Genomic DNA, 17,897 nt, shown 5'->3' with positions numbered 1-17,897 from the left:
CGAAGAGAAGCATCTTTGATTTTCCGTTCTTGTTTTCGAAGGGTTCGAGGCGTCCAACCGTGATCATTTGTGATTTTCAAACGTTTCATGCCAATCCCGCTCCTTTTACACATGAGTATGTAGGAGCAGTATAGCCATGAAAAAAGGGGTTCATACAGAAGTCATGGTTTTAAGGTGCATGTATATAGTAGGGTTTAGATTGAAAAGATTATGTGGTACAAGATGAAAGATTTATGCGTCTAGCAGGAGTGGAGTTTCTTTTAGGGGATTGTACAAAGGCGAAAGAGAAGTTGGGCTGGAAGCAGGAATTTAGCTTTGAAAGATGATAGTGGGTGCGGATTTAGAAAGATTGAAAAGTAATTTGAGGTAAGGTATATATAAATAGAATAGGTATTCCTGTTTCTAGGAATACCTATTTTAAATTATATATATCGAAAGGGAATCAAAAATGAAAAGAACTTTTAAAATATTTTTACTAGATATTGAAAGATTGATAGGTACTAGACCAAACTTCTTTAGAGTATTGAAATTATTAATAATGGAAGTATCTATTCAAAGTATTTTTCTATATAGATTACAAGATTTTTTTACAGATAAAAAAATATATTTCTTAGCAAAATTAATACGAAATATTAATATTTACTTTACGGGTGCTGAATTTTGTATAGGGGCTAAGATTGGTCCGGGGTTAATAATTCGACATCCAAATGGGATTGTTATTGGCAGTGGAACTGTTATCGGTAATAATTGTACTATCTTGCAACAAGTAACGTTAGGCGAAAAATACGGTGATGGGAGAGATTTACACCACAGATATCCAAAGATAGGCGATAATGTTGTCATTAGTGCAGGAGCGAAAATTATAGGTGGAGTTCATGTTGGAAATAATGTAACAATTGGTGCTAATGCTGTTGTTACCAAGGATGTTCCTAGTAATTCAGTTGCTGTTGGTATACCAGCAAGAATAATTAATCAAGAAGGATAGAAACGAAGGTGGCGTTTTGCAAAGCTATATAGGAAAATACTTAGGGAAATTAAGAAATAATAGTGATGTAAAAAATATTTTTTATAATTTGTTATCATATTTAATCTCTCCATTAGTTATATTAGTTAGCACTCCTATTTTGCTACAAAATCTTGGACCAAGTAATTATGGATTATGGGTTCTAATAAATTCTATAATAGGTATCTTAAGTATATCGAACTTTGGATTAGGAAATTCTTTAATTAAATTAGGAGCAGAGCAAGTTGTTAATAATAATATTGAATACTTAAAAAGAATAGTAAATGTTACGTTTTCTTTTTCCATAATTTCATTTCTATTTGTTAACGTATTTGTTTTACTCTTTGGTAGAGAGATAGTAAAGCTATTTGTAGATAGCCCTATTTATGTTGAAGATATTGCAAATAATATTTATATACTTGGCTTGATTGTAGGACTAAGAATTATTAATAGTGTATTTAGCGCTACTTTTATGGCTAAACAACGTTATGACATCAATGGAAAAATTAATATTATTTCCAATTTATTAACAGTTATAGTTAATACTACTCTGGTTATGTTTTTCGCCAATATAAAAGTTTTAATATTAAACCTATTAATCATGACAGCAATTACTATGTTTATAACCTATTTAATATCAAAAAAAATTACTCCAGAGCTAAATTACCAATTTTATTATGATAAAGAGATTGGAAAAAATATATTGAGTTATAGCTTATATTCTTGGTTTCAAGTAATAATAAATGCTCTTTACACTCAAGGGGATAAGCTTTTAATTAGCACATTATTGGGGACAAAATTCTTAGGGTATTATACTGTATGCATGCAGTTAGCAATTAAAATTCACGAAATTCCTGCTGCAGCTGGGGCTTATTTATTTGCAAAGTTTAGTGCAATGCAAAGAAATAAAAGTAATAGTGATGTTTTATTAGAATATATAAAAGCTTCTAACATCGTTTTAATATGTATAGCTTCCATAGGTATTCCTATGTTTATATTTTCAGAGGATATTTTAAGACTTTGGATATCTCCTGAATTTGCTAGTAAATATTCATTTTTGCTTAGGATGTTGGTAATAGCTATTTCGGTTAGTGCTTTAGGGGTAGTTCCGCATTATTTCTTAAACTCAATTGGTTTTGTCAGATTTAATACAATTAATTCTTTGTTATTATCTTTAACAAACTTATTAGGAATTTTAGTTTTCGCTCCTATACTAGGTCAAATCGGAGTTGGCCTTAGTCGGATAACTGGTATTCCTTTTATAATTTATTCAAGGTATTTAATTGAAAAACGAATTTATAACTTTGGACTAAAGCATCTATTATATCATTTTATTTTATTGTCAATAATGTATTCAATTAGCTTTTTATTTGTTTGTAGATTTGAATTTTTGGGAAATATTGAATTTATAAATTTAATAGTTTTAGGATTGATTATATCTATCTTTTTGATAGGTATATTGTATTATTTTCTAATAAAGAGAATAGGGTTGGAAATAAAATAGGTTATAAAAATTGATTTTTCTTTCACATTTTGTTTAAGCTTGAGTTATGTATCGCTATCGTCAGTCTTTTATTGAATAGTCGATTTTTGAAAGGCTTCTTCATGATAGCCAATCTATTATTACCTTAAGAATCATATACACATGTTGGCATTGGTAACAGTATGCGGTTGATACAGAATGATTGATATAGAAGAAACTTTCAATGTTGAGGGAAGTTAGATGAATCTAATGAAAAATGTAATAGTTTTATTACTGATAATTACAATTTTACTAATAAGACCAGCTATTCTAGGAGAAGTATATACGCCTATAGGGGTCATTTTATCTTCTCTTGGTCTTATTTTTTACGTCATATATAGAAAGAGAGAGATAAATATCTATAAATACGGTTTAAGCATATATATTATTAATTTATTTTATTGGGGGTACCTTTTAGTCCAAACTGTTATTCTGTCTTCTACTGCTTATGATATTGTAATTAATGGACTTATAATTAATGGTATAGTCATCTTTGCATTTGTTACAATTTTGTCCGATGTAGCTATTAGATATAAGTTTTTTAGATCTTTGATAATGTTAATGTATTTGATATCAGTTTCTTATATTGTAACTATTATACTAGGGCTTTTTGTTAAAATAGATAATCTTTATTACTTTCAGTTAAATATAGGAAATTACCATGCTGGTGGCTCGATTTATTTTCCATTTACTCCTTTGTATGGAATTATGCATACGGGAGATTTTGCATTTCCTCGATATCAATTAATATTCCGTGAATCGGGGATAGCTCAAGCTTTTATAACATGGGCTATTTTTAATCTTAAAAAGTATAATTTAGGAAAAAAGAGACATTATATAGTTATGCACTTAGGGTTATTAGGCACTTTATCAACTATAGGTATTTTTATATACTTTAGTACTTTGGCAATTTATTTATTACTAAAAAAGAAAAATAAAATAAATTTATTAAGAATTTTAAAAGGAGGGGTTGTTACTGCTATAGCATTGTTTTTATTATACAATACCCCTTTTATCGGAATAAAAGATAAATATGTTACTCATCAAGATTCTTTTACTGATAGATTTGAAAATAGTTATAATGGAATAAAAAACATGATAAATAACCCTATCGGAATAGGATTTCAGAAAAATAGTGCCCCAAATTCTGGTATCAGTATTATAGCTATATCTCAAAAAATTGGATTTATAGGTTTTATTATTTTAATACTAACATTCTGGTTACCTATTAAATATACTAATGACAAAGAAAGCTATATTATAAATATATTTCCTATATTTTTAACAGCGTTATTAGCACAACCTATATCAAGTGATCCTATAATAGCAATTGTTTTAATGAATAGCATTAGAAATAATTAATGATGTTGTAAAGTTAAGATAAATATGCAATGTTATGCATAATAGATGGTGTTGCAAAACTAGAGTAAAAACTCAAAATTATGGATAAGTATGCATAATTGTACATGTAGTAAATAGCGATTAAAACCATACCAACGTGGTTGTTCTAAACCATCATTCTTTAAGCGGTTAAATGTCTGCTCAATTGAGTTGCGGAAACGAAATAGCCACTTTCCCAATTCTGTTTTCAGAAACTGAGGAATCACCCGACCGTAGGCATCTTTTCGTTCCTCACTATTTCGAGGATTAATGGGTGAAACGAAAAAGATTCCTGTTTGTTCCGCCATTTGACGGACTTTTTCACTGTCATAGGCGGCATCTCCCAGGGCAAACTCAATCTCCCATTCCTTTAAAGATGGAAATAATTCGAGCGCAACGGCTGCATCATTTCGATTCGCAGTCGTGAAGACATGGGATAAAATGACTCCCTCTGCCGTTGTACAAAGATGTAATTTATAACCTTTAAACCAACTATACCGAGTGGAGACTCCCCATCTAGCTTGAGAATCATAAAGACTGCTTCGGAGTGCCGTACTGTCGATGATCACTACTTTTGGATACCGAACGCCTAAATCGTTTAAAAGTTGGGCGTTAAAAGCAGAAAATCCTTGTTCTTGAAACCATGTACTGGCGCGTGAAAACGTAGAAAGATGCGGAACCTCTTTGAGTCCACAAATACGCCGGAAGTAGCCAAATCGATCGAGGGTTTCCACTAACTGACGTAAAGAATCAATGGAAAAATAGGTTTTTAAAAAGAAACATTTTAACAATGATTTTTTTGGAATCGGTGGTCGTCCTGTCACATAAGGTGCTTCTGGTAAAGAAAGTTGGTCAATGTACTGAAATAAAGCCTGTAAAAGAGGATCGATTTCGCTAGACAGTGCATGTTTGATGACAATATTGGAAATCATGATAGTGTCCACCCCTTGGAATAAAGGATTTTTGGTCACTGTATATGATTTCCAAGACGGGTGGATTTTTTGCGTGCTTTTATGCATCCATTATGCGTTTTGCAACACGTTCCATAATAGTGTGTAGTTTTACACGTATCAGAAATCATGTAATCTCGAATGTTTCTGTATATCATTTTTCAATTCATATTTTCGCAGATTAATGGGTGATAGTAACGAATATTGATTGTAGAGTTGGTAATGTAAAAAATACCAAAATTAATATTGAGTGATACAAGAGGGATATAGTTAATTATGGAAAAAATAATATTGTTTGATACTACAACAAGTGGTCATCATTTTGTTTACAATACTGCAATAGTAAATGGATTACAAAAAAGAAAAATTCCCGTTTTATTTATTTCTAAATTTACTGAAAAAGACAAAAAGAGGTTAAAAGCCAGTGGAACAGCTTATTATAACGTCTCATCAAATATACAAAATAGATTCTTTTTGGATTTAATTTTATTGTTAAAATTGATTATTATTTCAGTAAAGAAAGGGTATAAAAGAATTCATTTATTATATCTTGATAGTATATTATTTCAACTTCTAATTTTATTTCCTATATTTGTTGTATTTAAAATCCATGTAACAGGAACATTACATTGGTTACCGAGAAGAAGAATAAAGAGAGAGGTTTTTAATAGCTTATTAAAGCTTAACTTTATAAAAAAAGTTGTTGTCCATGGAGAGTATACGAAACAAGAAATTTTAAGAAATTACCAAATAATTGAAAGCAGAGTATTATCCATACCTTACCCCAATCTTCATATGAACTATGATGTGAATATGGATCTAATGCCGAATATTTTTCCGAATCATAAATATGATAGACCTTATCTTCTTTTGTTTGGTGGATTGAGATATGATAAAGGGCTTGATATTCTCCTAGAGGCTCTACATTTAATAAGAGATGAGAAATTTACAGTTATAATCGCTGGAAAGGAAGACTATTTTACTAAGGATTCAATTCTAAAATTGGTTAAAGATTATAACCTTTCTGATAAAGTTTATTTACAATTAGGTTATATACCTGATGAACATGTGGGATTTTATTTTTTGCTTTCTGATATTGTGGTTTTACCTTATAGAAAAATTTTTGGTGGGCAGAGTGGTCCCTTAACTGAAGGTGTTGTCAAGTCAAAAGTCATCATAGGGCCTAATATTGGAGAAATTGGTTACACTATAAATAAATATAATCTAGGGTATACGTTTATACCAGAAGACGTTAAGAATCTGGCTGATACAATTAAAAAATGTTTGAAAGAGTTTCATATAAAAAAGAAGGAGTTCAATAAAAGCTTAGTTGAGTATCAGAAAATTATAACGGTAGAAAACTTTGTCGGAAATTATATATCCTTTTTGAAAAATAAATTATAAATAAGAGAAATTTTGTATGTTGATAAGTTAAAATAGTCAGAAATAATAATTGTAAAGGTGATAATGTGAACAAACTTGCTCCAATTATTTTATTTGTATACAATCGGCCAAATGAGACGTTAAAAACGATAGAGGCTTTAAAAAATAATGAACTAGCTGCAGAGAGTGACCTATTTATTTTTTCAGATGCCCCAAAGAACCGTAATCAAGAGGAAAAGGTTAATGAGGTAAGGAAAATAATAGATAACATAGAAGGTTTTAAAAGTGTTACAGTTTTTAAATCCGATTACAATAGGGGCTTAAGTAGTTCAATAATTAATGGTGTAACAAGCATAATTAAAGAATTTGGAAAAGTTATTGTTTTAGAGGACGATTTGATTACATCTCAATATTTTATTAGATTTATGAATGAAGCCCTTGACTATTACTATGTTAATAAGGAAATATGGTCGATTTCTGGTTATACTCCTAAACTAACATTTCCTGCAGACTATAAAGCTAGTATATATATAGTACCTAGAGCGTGTTCATGGGGATGGGGTACTTGGAGGGATAGATGGGAGCATATTGACTGGAACATAACCGATTATGAGAATTTTAAGAAAGATAAAGAAAAAAGGCAGAAATTTAACTTAGCAGGCAATGATATGTCTAGAATGTTAGATGAACAAATTAAAGGTTATATTGATTCTTGGGCAATCAGATGGTGCTACAATCAATTTAAATATGGGACTTATACTGTCTATCCTAGAACCTCTTTTATTAACAACATAGGATTAAAAGGTGATGCTACACATGGTTCTTTTAATTCTAAATTTGAAACTGATTTGGCAATGAGTTACGATATTGAGTTTGAAAATGTTGGTTTGAATTATGAAATATTAGAACAGTATTCGAGCTACTATAATTTAAGCTTCGTAAATTATATTGGAGTTGTTTTAAAGAAGTTGGGTTTATATAAACATACGAAACAGTTAATAAAAAAAATACGAAGGTGAATATATATATGAATATTTTTGTAAATGCTACAGCTGCGGATGTAGGTGGACTGCATACAATAGTAAATTTGTTTTTGCAATCGATCAAAAGATATGATAGCAAAAATAAATATTATATTTTCGTAAGTAATAATCTATTTGATCACCATGAAACGCATAATATAAAGATTATAAAAGTGTACAAGAAAAGATGGATAAAAAGATTTTTTTGGGATGCATATGGTGTAAAACAGTGGTCAAAACGAACAGGTATTATTGCAGATAAGATTATTTCTCTGCAAAATACTCCGATTAGATATAATGAACAAACACCTCAGATTATATATTTGCATACTCCTCTTCCTTTTGTTAGATATAATTGGAATTTATTAAAAAGTCATGAACGGAAATTATGGTTCTACAAAAATATTTATCCATTCTTTATTAAAATGTTCTTAAATGAGAATTGTAAAATAATAGTGCAAGGAAACTGGTTAAAAAGAGAAATTACTAGTAGATACAAAATTGCCAAAGAAAAAATCTATGTGATACCACCAAATGTAAATATTTCAAATAATATCTCCCAAAAAGAAACTATTTTATCGTCAGATCACTATATAACGTTTTTTTATCCAGCTAAAGATTATATTTATAAAAATCATTTAACCCTCTTAAAAGCGTTAAAATATATAAAATTGAACAGAGAAGATATTTATAGAAAAATTAAACTAATTTTTACTTTAGATCAGAATAGCTGGGTATTCCAAGAAGCACAAAAACTTTTAGTAAGTGATAGTATAGATTTTGTAGGTAATTTGAAGTATGAGGAAGTTTTAAGCATTTACAAAGAATGTAATAATGTTTTATTTCCAAGTTATGTTGAAACATTTGGATTACCTCTTATTGAGGCTGCGTATTTTAGAAAAAGGATATTATGTGCAAATGAGGAATATGCTCGTGAAGTTATAGGTAAGTATAAAGGTGCGATTTTCATTGAGTCAAAAAATGCCGTTGAATGGGCTAAAGCTATATTGAACTCATTTAACAATACAGCAAATATTAGCTACAATTTTTCTGCGTTTACAAATGAAGATAGTTGGAAAAAATTATTTGATATTTTATTAATGGAAGAAAGGATAGACAAATGAAGTGAAAGTAGATCTATCAAAATATAACCAGACTGAGTATTCAAGAGGTAGGAGTAAAGTATATATATTATTGTGGTGGTTTGTTCAAGGAACTATATTTCGCTTTTCTCTCCATAATATGTATAGATGGCGAAATTTTTTACTGCGTTTATTTGGTGCTAAAGTTGGAAAAGGAGTGAAAGTTCGTGCTTCTGCGAAATTTACATATCCCTGGAAGGTTTCAATTGGCGATTATTCTTGGATAGGAGACAATGTAAAGCTTTATAGCCTTGATGAGATTATTATTGGTAGTCATTGCATCATTTCACAGGAGTCTTATCTATGCACTGGTAGCCATGATATTAAAGATCCGCATTTTGGCTTAATTACTAAGCCGATCGTTATTAAAGACGGGGCTTGGGTCGCGAGTGATGTGTTTGTTTATCCAGGTGTAACCATTCATGAAATGGCTGTTGTAGCGGCTAGAAGTACTGTTACTAAGGATGTCCCAGCAAATGAGGTTCATGCTGGATCACCAGCTAAATTTGTAAAGAAACGATTTGAGGAAGATGAACTATTATGATAAAAAAGAAAAAAATCACTTTTGTAATTAACTACTTTTATCCTGATTTAGCTTCAACTGGTCAATTAATGACCGAACTTTGTTTAGATTTACAGAATGATTTTGATATTACCGTTATTGCTGCTCAGCCGGGATATGCAGGAGAAGAAGTAAAATCAAATCAAGTATTTGAAACAGATTATTTGGAGAATATAAAAGTCATCCGAATCCGTTTACCTAAAGTTGATAAAACTTCTAAATTGAGTCGGATGAAGTATATATTCTCCTATTTTATTTTAGCTAATATCGCTTTATTAAAAGAGAAGGCAGATATTATCTATACCATCTCCCAACCACCGATTTTGGGAGGCTTGATTGGGACAATTGGAAAGTTTATTAAACGATCAAAGCATGTCTACAATATTCAAGACTTTAACCCGGAACAGGCGGAAGCAATTAGTTATACAAATAAACAATTTATCTTTAAAGTCGCAAGAGCGATTGATAAGTTAAATTGCCAATATGCCGACCAAATTGTGGTGGTTGGTCACGATATGGCAGAGACGCTGAAAAAACGTTTTAACAATAAAAAGGTTCCTAATCATGTTGTCATTAATAACTGGACAAATGAAAAGGAAATAGTTCCTTTAGATAAAAATGAGCTACATGTAGCGGGGTTTTTAGAAAGACATAACTTAACTGATAAATTTATTGTCATGTATTCAGGTAATTTAGGTTTGTATTATGACCTTGAAAATATTATTAAAGTGACAAATGAGTTTCGAAACTATAAAGATTTGGTGTTTGTTTTTATCGGTGAAGGCGCTGTTAAAAAACAGATGCAACAATATGTAAAAGAAAACCGTATAGAAAACGTATTATTTTTGCCTTATCAACCAAAAGAGTTTATTAAGTATTCATTAAATGCAGCGGATGTTCACTTTGTTGTGAACCAAAAAGGAATCAAAGGAGTTTCTGTGCCAAGTAAGATTTACGGGGTTATGGCAGCTGGGAAGCCAATTCTTGGGGTTTTAGAACAAGGTAGTGAAGCTCAGTTATTGATTGATAAGAGCAACTGTGGAGTAGTAGTCGAGCCAAAAGATTATAAAGGAATTGTTGAAGCTATTAAATATTTTTATAGCTTAGATCGAGAGCAACGAAAACAAATGGGGCTTAATGGAAGAGCATATTTAGAGAAGTATCTAAAAAGGGAAACTTCTATTAACAAATATCGTAACTTATTAAAATCTATTTAATTTAAAAAGAGGGGAATAAAAGTGAAAATCTCTGTTGTAGGGACAGGTTATGTAGGTCTAGTTACGGGCGTTGCTTTATCTCATATTGGTCATCATGTGACATGTATTGATATAGATGAAACAAAGGTAGAAAAAATGCGCCAAGGAATTTCACCTATTTATGAGCCCGGACTTGAAGAGTTAATGAAGGAAAATATTCAAGCTGGGCGCTTATTTTTTACAACAAGCCATCAAGAAGGCTTTAAAGATGTTGACGTGATTTATATCGCTGTTGGTACGCCTGAAAAAGAAGATGGCTCTGCTAATTTAGAGTATATTGAACAAGCGGTTCGAGATATTGCGGCGAATATCACGAAGGACGTCATTGTTGTTACGAAAAGTACAGTACCGGTTGGAACGAACCATTATATAAAAGAGTTGTTAATTTCTTTAGTTCCTAAGCATATCAATGTCGAAGTAGTGTCAAATCCAGAGTTTTTGCGTGAAGGTTCCTCGGTTTATGATACGTTTCATGGCGATCGTATCGTCATTGGAGCGGATAATGAAGAAGCGGCAAAGGTCATTGAAGAAATTAACAAACCTTTTGGTATTCCGATTTTTAAAACGGATATTAAAAGTGCGGAAATGATTAAATATGCTTCGAATGCCTTTTTAGCGACAAAGATTAGTTTTATTAACGAAATTTCCAATATATGTGAAAAAGTGGGAGCTGATGTGGAAAGTGTTGCGTTAGGCATGGGAATGGATAAACGCATCGGTTCTATGTTTTTAAGAGCAGGAATTGGCTATGGAGGGTCTTGTTTCCCAAAAGACACAAAAGCTTTGGCAAAAATTGCAGCGAACATTGATCATGATTTTGAATTGTTAAAAGCAGTGATAAAAGTAAACAATCAGCAGCAACGCATTTTAATTGATAAAGCAAGAGAACGTTTTGGAAGTCTAACTGGTAAAAAAGTCGCTTTATTAGGCTTATCCTTTAAGCCGAATACGGATGATATGCGTGAAGCAGCTTCGATCGTTATTTCCAAAGAGCTAATTGCTGAAGGAGCAGAGATTGTTGCTTACGATCCGGTTGCGATTGAAAATGCGAAGAAGGTCTTGCCTCAAGAAGTGATATATAAGAAATCCATTGAGGATGCACTGGAAAATGCCGATATGGCGTTTATTCTTACGGAATGGGCACAAATTAAGGGATTGGATTTAAATATATACGTTGAGAAAATGAAACAACCGATTGTTTTTGACGGACGGAATTGTTATAGCATAAATGAAGTACAGCAATATCCTATTGAATACCATTCGATTGGTCGCAAACCAATTTATAATTATCAGTTCCAAACAGTTTAATAATGAATGCAAAGATCAGATCGTTTAAGATCTGATTTTTTTATTATGGAGCATTCCTGTTAGAAAGGTTTTCGGGGACTTGAAAGAAAAAAGCCCTCTTGGTATGATGCAGGGGTGTCAATGGAAAGTTGACCCTATCATCAAACCAAGGAGGACTTACTATGAATTGTACACAAAATCTCAAAATTGAACAAGTCACCGATCAAACATTAGTGATAGGAATGGATATTGCCAAACAAAAACATTACGCAGCGATCGTAGATGCACGAGGTCGGGTACTAAAAAAGTCATTTTCGGTGTCCCAGTCAAGAATCGGATTCGAGCAGTTCTATGCGTTGATCCAAGAAACGATGAGGGAGTTTGGCAAAACGGAAGTCATCGTCGGAATCGAACCGACCGGACATTACTGGTTGAACCTCGCCTATTTCCTTGAGGAAAAAGGGATCCCATTGGTGATGGTCAATCCGATGCATGTCAAACGGTCGAAAGAACTGGACGACAACTTGCCAACGAAGCACGATGCCAAAGACGCTCTCGTCATCGCGAAGTTGGTCAAAGATGGGCGCTTTAGCTATCCGCGTATTTTTCACGAGGTGGAAGCGGAATTGCGGACAGGAAGCACGTTTCGAGAGTCATTAATCAAGGAACGAAATGCCATTCACAATCAAATCATTCGATGGACGGATCGCTATTTTCCTGAGTTTCCACAAGTGTTTCCATCGTTCGGAAAAATGGCATTAGCTGCATTAGAAAAAACGCCGTTTCCGATGGATATCGTCGATCAGACCGTAGAGGAATTAATCGAGCTCTATCGAGAGAGCGAGGCGTTGAAATATCCACAAAAACCAAAAATTCAGAAGCTGTTAGAGGTTTCCCGTCACTCGATTGGGATCACAGAAGGACAACAGATGGCCCGTATCGAAATCACCACGTTGGTCCGCCGATATCGCCAATTGGAACAGGAAATCGCTACGCTAACGGAACAGTTAATCGTACTTGCCCAAACGACTGTGGAATATGAATGGCTTCAAACGATTCCTGGGCTTGGTGATGCGACGATTGTGGAACTATTATCGGAAATCGGGAGTTTCGCTCAGTATCAAGATCCACGACAGCTCATCAAATTAGCGGGCTTGACACTGAAAGAAAACTCGTCAGGACAACACAAGGGGCAAAAACGCATCTCGAAGCGAGGACGAAAACGGCTACGAGCTCTCCTCTTTCGGGTGATGATGCCACTTATTCGCCATAATGAGGCGTTCCGAAAGTTGCACGAGTACTACACGACACGCCCCGTTAACCCTTTGCGTAAGAAACAATCGATCGTTGTATTATGTGGCAAGCTATTGAAGATTCTATACGCGGTTTGTGCGAAACGGCAAGCATTTGATGGGGAACGGATGATGCAAGATATCTTTACCCAATCCCAAGCGCAGGCAGCCTAGAGCCTCCTCCTTTCGCAAAACAAACTGTCTGAACAACCAGATGACACGGAGAAGCTGGCACGATGTTCTCCATTCGACCTAGAGTCCCTTGAGGAGCTTAGCCGGCCTCTGCCTGGTGAAGAGACCGAACGAAGGAATGTTGGCGCGTGGATGCCCAGAGATATGGGAGGGTTCGTCCTCATCAGTTATGCAGAGATCCAAGGTGCATCGCATATGTATTCTCCATTGGTTTTAACATACAAAAATAACCAGTGGTCGCGAAGCGTACCTATGGATTGTTAGATATCAACAAAAATGAAAAAGTATGTGATTTATTTTGTCGAAAAAATTTTTTTTGGCACCCCTATGATGCCAAGAAACCTTGATATATCAACATTTCTAGAGGGAGGGAGGGTTATAAATGAAACTAGTCCTTTTATCCGGCGGTTCCGGAAAACGCCTTTGGCCTTTGTCGAATGATACGCGTTCGAAGCAGTTTTTAAAAGTGTTGGAAGGAAAAAATGGCGAGAAACAGTCGATGGTGCAGCGCGTGTGGGGGCAGTTGGAAGCGGTTGGTCTTGCCGAGTCTGCGGTCATTGCGACATCGAAAATGCAGCGTGATATGATTCATCGCCAATTAGGGACAGATGTGCCGCTGATTATTGAGCCGGAGCGTCGCGATACGTTTCCAGCGATTGCGCTTGCGGCTTCTTATTTATATACCATCGAGAATGTATCAGAAGATGAAACGGTCGTTGTGTTGCCGGTGGATCCATATGTAGAAGATTCTTTTTTCCAAAGAGTGAAAGAATTAGAAAGTATTCTTGAGCATTCGAAGGCCGAGCTTGCGTTAATCGGCGTGAAACCAACGTATCCTTCTTCTAAATACGGATACATCGTTCCTAAGGAGAAGGCGGAAGGTGCAGAATATTTTGTTGTAAATCACTTTACAGAGAAGCCAAGTGAAGAAAAGGCACAAGCGTTAATTGCGATGAACGCTTTTTGGAACTGCGGTGTATTTGCTTTTAAATTGAAATATTTAGTAAATCTTTTAATGGAGAAGGGCATTTCCCTTCATTTTGATCAACTTTCCAACCAATATAGCACGTTGCCGAAAATTAGCTTTGACTATGAGGTAGTTGAAAAAGCGAATCATATTGTTGTCCTTCCATATGATGGTTATTGGAAAGACCTCGGTACATGGAATACACTCACAGAGGAAATGGCAACGAAGCAAATTGGTAAAGGTGTATTAGCGGAAGATGTGGTGAATACCCATTTAGTCAATGAGCTTGATATTCCTGTGACAGTGATTGGCACAAAAGATCTTGTTGTGGCAGCAAGCCCAGACGGAATCTTAGTTGCCGATAAAGCTTCCAGTCCGAAAATTAAAGATTTAATTAACGGCTTTCATCAGCCGCCAATGTACGAAGAGCGGATTTGGGGCTGGTCGCGCGTTCTTGACTATGCCAAATATGAAGATGGACAAGAAATGGTAACAAAGCGAATTTGTATTCATGAAGGGAAAAACTCAAGCTACCACTACCATAATTTACGAGACGAAGTATGGACGATTGTTCGCGGTGAAGGAGAACTAGCGTTAGATGAACATATCACCCGCGTGAAAGCGGGAGATATTATCCATCTTCCAGCAGGACGAAAACATGGAATTCGGGCGATTACGGAATTAGAGTTTATTGAAGTGCAAACAGGTTCTGGTATTAGTGATGAAGATTTTGTACGGCTTTATTTTGATTGGGACGATGTGATTCGTCACTTCCAAAAATCAAAGGCAAAAGTAATTTCTTAATAGTTAACGGGGATTTTTTCCCCGTTCTTTTTTTGTGCAAAGAAATAGAGAGGCTTGGATAAACCAATGAAGACGATTGCTTACTACATTTCTGATTATGGTTTCGGTCATGCCGCAAGAAGTGTCGCGGTTATTCGTCATTTGCTGGCGATGGAGGAAGATGTAAGGATTATTATTTGTCATTCTTTTGCCCTTCGCTTTTTACAGGAGTCTTTTAAGGGTGAGAATCGCGTAACATTCCGCACGATTGCAACGGATATTGGTTATGTGTTGCAAAAAGATTCGATTGAGCCGGATATCAAAAAGTTAAACGTTGAATATAAAAAATATCTGCAAAAGTGGAATTTTCTAATCGAACAAGAACGGGATTTTTTACAGACAAATAGAGTAGATTTAGTCATTTCCGATATTTCCGCTTTTCCGTTTGAAGCAGCGTATACACTAGGAATCCCTTCCCTTGGTATATCCAACTTTACTTGGCACACGGCATATCAAGGATTAATTGCTGATTCGTTGCTTGAACCTTTAAAAGAGGCCTATGAAAAAATGACTTACTTCTTCTCTTTAGCTGGAAGCAAAGAGCCGAATTGGGGGATGAAAGGAATAGAGCAGTTTGGCTTTTTCGCAAGAAACGTAGACAGCAATGAAGTTAATAGGATAAGGAAACTTGTGAATCCAATTGGCGATAAATTGGTCGTTTTTTTCGGACTTGGGATGAAAATTGATATCGAGCAATTAGAACGTCTGCCGATTTGGGGTAGTCCTAATTGTATGTTTATCGTCTCATCGAATGTTCAAGTGAAACGGCCAAACGTTCTCCCAATTCCCAAAGACTATCTCGAATCGCAACATTATATTGCTGCAGCGGATTTAGTCATTTCAAAACCAGGTTGGGGAATCGTCAGCGAAGCAGTATGTAATCGTAAACCATTATTGATTTTAGAGCGACAAACGATGAAAGAAGATCAAAATACGATTTCATTTTTAAAGACCAATCATTTGTGTAAGACGATTACATGGGATGAATTATGTCAGTTTGTCATTAACGAAGAATTTATCGATGAGCTGCAGAGTCAGCATACACATGATGGTGGTTTTTTTGGAAATCAAACAGATATCATCTCAAAAGAAATTTTGCGCGTGTTAAGAACGAAAAACGAAAGGATTTAACTAGATATGACATTCCTTCCAAGCGAACAGGGGAGTGTTGGTCAATTTCTGCACATTCAAACGATCAAAGTGTAAGTCGCTTTGGAGAATTTACAGGAACGATTGTTACGGAAGAAGGGGAACCTGCTTGCCTCTTCCTTATCAACTTGGAACGTTTCAAGTGAAAGGAAATGTGCAAGTGATCGTGTCGCATCCATAGACAAGGAGGGAAAGCAACATGAGTTGGAAAGAAAAAAATGAAAAATGGCTTTCATATCCACATTTAGATGAACAGTTAAAACAGCAATTACTTTCGATGCAAGCAGATGAAAAACTGCTTGAAGATAGCTTCTACAAAAACTTAGAATTTGGCACAGGTGGGATGCGTGGAGAGATTGGACCTGGGACGAATCGGATGAATATATACACGATTCGAAAAGCGTCGGAAGGATTGGCACGTTATATTGTCGAGAAAGGCGAAGAGGCAAAAGCGCGTGGGATAGTCATTGCTTATGATTCCCGGCATAAATCGCCTGAGTTTGCGTTAGAAGTAGCCAAGACGGTAGGAAAACATGGTATTCGAGCGTATTTGTTTAAAGAGCTTCGTCCGACGCCAGAGTTGTCGTTTGCGGTTCGTTATTTAGGCGCGTTTGCGGGAGTCGTTATTACGGCGAGCCATAATCCACCAGAATATAATGGATTTAAAGTGTATGGTGAAGACGGAGGACAAATTCCTCCAGCGATTGCAGATGTATTAATTGAATATGTGAATGCGGTAGAGGATGAATTAGCAGTCGATGTGGCGAGCGAGCAAGAGCTAATTGAGACAGGGTTACTAGTGTATATCGGGGAAGAAATTGATGCAGCGTATATTGCGCAGTTAAAAACAATTCAATTAAATCCAGAGCTTGTGGCGAGTGTCGCGAAAGATGTAAACATTGTTTTTTCCCCGCTTCATGGAACAGCGAACATGCTTGTCCGAAAAGGGTTAGAAGCATTTGGATTTCAAAACGTTACCGTTGTTAAAGAGCAAGAACAACCAGATCCGAATTTTTCGACGGTCGCCTCACCGAATCCAGAAGAACATGCGGCGTTTGCTTTGGCGATGGAATACGGTGAAAAAATAAATGCCGATCTTTTAATGGCGACGGATCCGGATGCCGATCGACTTGGAGTAGCGGTGAAAAATCAAGATGGCGAGTATGTCGTTTTAACTGGTAATCAGATGGGCGCGTTAATGTTAGAGTATTTATTATCACAAAAACAAGCAAAAGGCATCTTGCCAGCGAATGGTGTCGTTTTGAAGACGATCGTGACATCGGAAATCGGTCGGGAGATTGCGGCGCATTATGGATTGGAAACGATCGATACGTTAACAGGATTTAAATTTATCGGTGAAAAGATCGGTGAGTTTGAGCGCACGAAAGAATACACGTTCCAATTTGGATACGAAGAAAGTTACGGTTATTTAATCGGTGATTTTGTTCGTGATAAAGATGCCGTGCAGTCGGCGATTTTTGCGGCAGAAGTAGCCGCGTATTATAAAGCGCAAGGAAAAACGTTATATGAAGGACTAATAGACATTTTTGAAAAGTATGGCTACTATAAAGAGTCATTGCGTTCGTTAACGTTAAAAGGAAAAGAAGGGGCAGAGCGAATCGCTCACATCATGTCTTCGTTCCGCAATCAACCGTTACGTGAAATCGCAGGTGTGGGGGTTGTTGCGGTGGAAGATTACGCTGTGGGCAAACGATGGGAGAACGGAACAGAGCAATCGCTTTGTTTGCCACGATCGAATGTGTTGAAATATGAACTAGCCAATGGTTCATGGTTTTGTGTTCGCCCGTCAGGCACAGAGCCGAAAGCGAAATTTTATTTTGGCGTAAAAGGCAAGTCACAACAAGAAAGTGATGCGCTGTTAGCCGAACTTGAACAAGCCGTTATGTCGCTTGTGGAAGATGCTCTATATCAAATGAAGTGATGGGG

14 protein-coding genes and 1 pseudogene are annotated in these 17,897 nt (G+C 35.3%); 14 read left to right on the top strand and 1 reads right to left on the bottom strand.

Annotated features, from left to right (window positions below):
- Positions 1 to 203: 203 nt before the first annotated feature.
- From HNQ84_RS08875 to HNQ84_RS08860, 4 genes and pseudogenes are all read left to right on the top strand, one after another.
- A pseudogene (locus tag HNQ84_RS08875) lies at positions 204 to 326 on the top strand (GDP-mannose 4,6-dehydratase); the annotation flags it as partial.
- 122 nt (positions 327 to 448) lie between these two features.
- Positions 449 to 985, top strand: a complete 537-nt coding sequence (gene epsC, locus HNQ84_RS08870; RefSeq protein ID WP_435621879.1) for a serine O-acetyltransferase EpsC — start codon at positions 449 to 451, stop codon at positions 983 to 985.
- A gap of 16 nt (positions 986 to 1,001) precedes the next feature.
- Positions 1,002 to 2,507: a lipopolysaccharide biosynthesis protein gene (locus tag HNQ84_RS08865; protein WP_435621878.1), complete on the top strand. Its 1,506-nt coding sequence runs from the start codon at positions 1,002 to 1,004 to the stop codon at positions 2,505 to 2,507.
- Positions 2,508 to 2,726: 219 nt separating this feature from the next.
- Positions 2,727 to 3,887, top strand: coding sequence for a hypothetical protein (locus HNQ84_RS08860; protein WP_435621877.1), 1,161 nt, complete (start codon positions 2,727 to 2,729; stop codon positions 3,885 to 3,887).
- Positions 3,888 to 3,946: 59 nt separating this feature from the next.
- On the opposite strand, the gene HNQ84_RS08855 is transcribed toward HNQ84_RS08860, so the two are convergent.
- A complete protein-coding gene (locus HNQ84_RS08855) occupies positions 3,947 to 4,837 on the bottom strand; it encodes a transposase (RefSeq protein WP_435621876.1) in 891 nt (296 codons plus the stop codon).
- Positions 4,838 to 5,131: 294 nt separating this feature from the next.
- On the opposite strand from HNQ84_RS08855, the gene HNQ84_RS08850 reads away from it, so the two are divergent.
- From HNQ84_RS08850 to HNQ84_RS08805, 10 genes are all read left to right on the top strand, one after another.
- Positions 5,132 to 6,259, top strand: coding sequence for a glycosyltransferase family 4 protein (locus HNQ84_RS08850; protein ID WP_435621875.1), 1,128 nt, complete (start codon positions 5,132 to 5,134; stop codon positions 6,257 to 6,259).
- A gap of 65 nt (positions 6,260 to 6,324) precedes the next feature.
- Positions 6,325 to 7,257 carry a sugar transferase gene (locus HNQ84_RS08845; protein WP_435621874.1) on the top strand — a complete coding sequence of 311 codons (933 nt, stop codon included), beginning with the start codon at positions 6,325 to 6,327 and terminating at the stop codon, positions 7,255 to 7,257.
- A gap of 8 nt (positions 7,258 to 7,265) precedes the next feature.
- A complete protein-coding gene (locus HNQ84_RS08840; protein WP_435621873.1) occupies positions 7,266 to 8,384 on the top strand; it encodes a glycosyltransferase in 1,119 nt (372 codons plus the stop codon).
- Position 8,385: 1 nt separating this feature from the next.
- Positions 8,386 to 8,946 (top strand): putative colanic acid biosynthesis acetyltransferase, encoded by a 561-nt coding sequence (locus HNQ84_RS08835; RefSeq protein ID WP_435621872.1) that lies wholly within the window; start codon positions 8,386 to 8,388, stop codon positions 8,944 to 8,946.
- The gene (locus HNQ84_RS08830) at positions 8,943 to 10,181 is read left to right on the top strand and encodes a glycosyltransferase family 4 protein (protein ID WP_435621871.1); all 1,239 of its coding nucleotides are present in this window, start codon (positions 8,943 to 8,945) and stop codon (positions 10,179 to 10,181) included. The genes HNQ84_RS08835 and HNQ84_RS08830 overlap by 4 nt, the downstream gene beginning before the upstream one ends.
- A gap of 21 nt (positions 10,182 to 10,202) precedes the next feature.
- Positions 10,203 to 11,528, top strand: coding sequence for a UDP-glucose dehydrogenase family protein (locus HNQ84_RS08825; protein WP_435621870.1), 1,326 nt, complete (start codon positions 10,203 to 10,205; stop codon positions 11,526 to 11,528).
- A gap of 161 nt (positions 11,529 to 11,689) precedes the next feature.
- On the top strand, positions 11,690 to 12,973 hold the full coding sequence (locus HNQ84_RS08820) for an IS110 family RNA-guided transposase (RefSeq protein WP_435621869.1): 1,284 nt from the start codon (positions 11,690 to 11,692) through the stop codon (positions 12,971 to 12,973).
- A 400-nt stretch (positions 12,974 to 13,373) separates the two neighbouring features.
- Positions 13,374 to 14,762 carry a sugar phosphate nucleotidyltransferase gene (locus tag HNQ84_RS08815; RefSeq protein ID WP_435621868.1) on the top strand — a complete coding sequence of 463 codons (1,389 nt, stop codon included), beginning with the start codon at positions 13,374 to 13,376 and terminating at the stop codon, positions 14,760 to 14,762.
- Positions 14,763 to 14,816: 54 nt separating this feature from the next.
- Positions 14,817 to 15,932: a glycosyltransferase family protein gene (locus tag HNQ84_RS08810; RefSeq protein ID WP_435621867.1), complete on the top strand. Its 1,116-nt coding sequence runs from the start codon at positions 14,817 to 14,819 to the stop codon at positions 15,930 to 15,932.
- Positions 15,933 to 16,149: 217 nt separating this feature from the next.
- The gene (locus tag HNQ84_RS08805; protein ID WP_435621866.1) at positions 16,150 to 17,892 is read left to right on the top strand and encodes a phospho-sugar mutase; all 1,743 of its coding nucleotides are present in this window, start codon (positions 16,150 to 16,152) and stop codon (positions 17,890 to 17,892) included.
- The last annotated feature ends 5 nt before the right edge of the window (positions 17,893 to 17,897 follow it).

Source organism: Anoxybacillus eryuanensis, assembly GCF_051200995.1.
Classification (GTDB): domain Bacteria; phylum Bacillota; class Bacilli; order Bacillales; family Anoxybacillaceae; genus Anoxybacillus; species Anoxybacillus tengchongensis.
This window is presented reverse-complemented; position numbering and strand designations above follow the sequence as displayed.

Bases quoted from the DNA above. Each gene is read 5' to 3' on its own strand.
- HNQ84_RS08850 (WP_435621875.1), top strand. From the start codon at position 5,132: ATGGAAAAAATAATATTGTTTGATACTACAACAAGTGGTCATCATTTT.
- HNQ84_RS08815 (WP_435621868.1), top strand. From the start codon at position 13,374: ATGAAACTAGTCCTTTTATCCGGCGGTTCCGGAAAACGCCTTTGGCCT.
- HNQ84_RS08830 (WP_435621871.1), top strand. From the start codon at position 8,943: ATGATAAAAAAGAAAAAAATCACTTTTGTAATTAACTACTTTTATCCT.
- HNQ84_RS08820 (WP_435621869.1), top strand. From the start codon at position 11,690: ATGAATTGTACACAAAATCTCAAAATTGAACAAGTCACCGATCAAACA.
- HNQ84_RS08805 (WP_435621866.1), top strand. From the start codon at position 16,150: ATGAGTTGGAAAGAAAAAAATGAAAAATGGCTTTCATATCCACATTTA.
- HNQ84_RS08855 (WP_435621876.1), bottom strand. From the start codon at position 4,837: ATGATTTCCAATATTGTCATCAAACATGCACTGTCTAGCGAAATCGAT.
- HNQ84_RS08840 (WP_435621873.1), top strand. From the start codon at position 7,266: ATGAATATTTTTGTAAATGCTACAGCTGCGGATGTAGGTGGACTGCAT.
- HNQ84_RS08860 (WP_435621877.1), top strand. From the start codon at position 2,727: ATGAATCTAATGAAAAATGTAATAGTTTTATTACTGATAATTACAATT.
- epsC (WP_435621879.1), top strand. From the start codon at position 449: ATGAAAAGAACTTTTAAAATATTTTTACTAGATATTGAAAGATTGATA.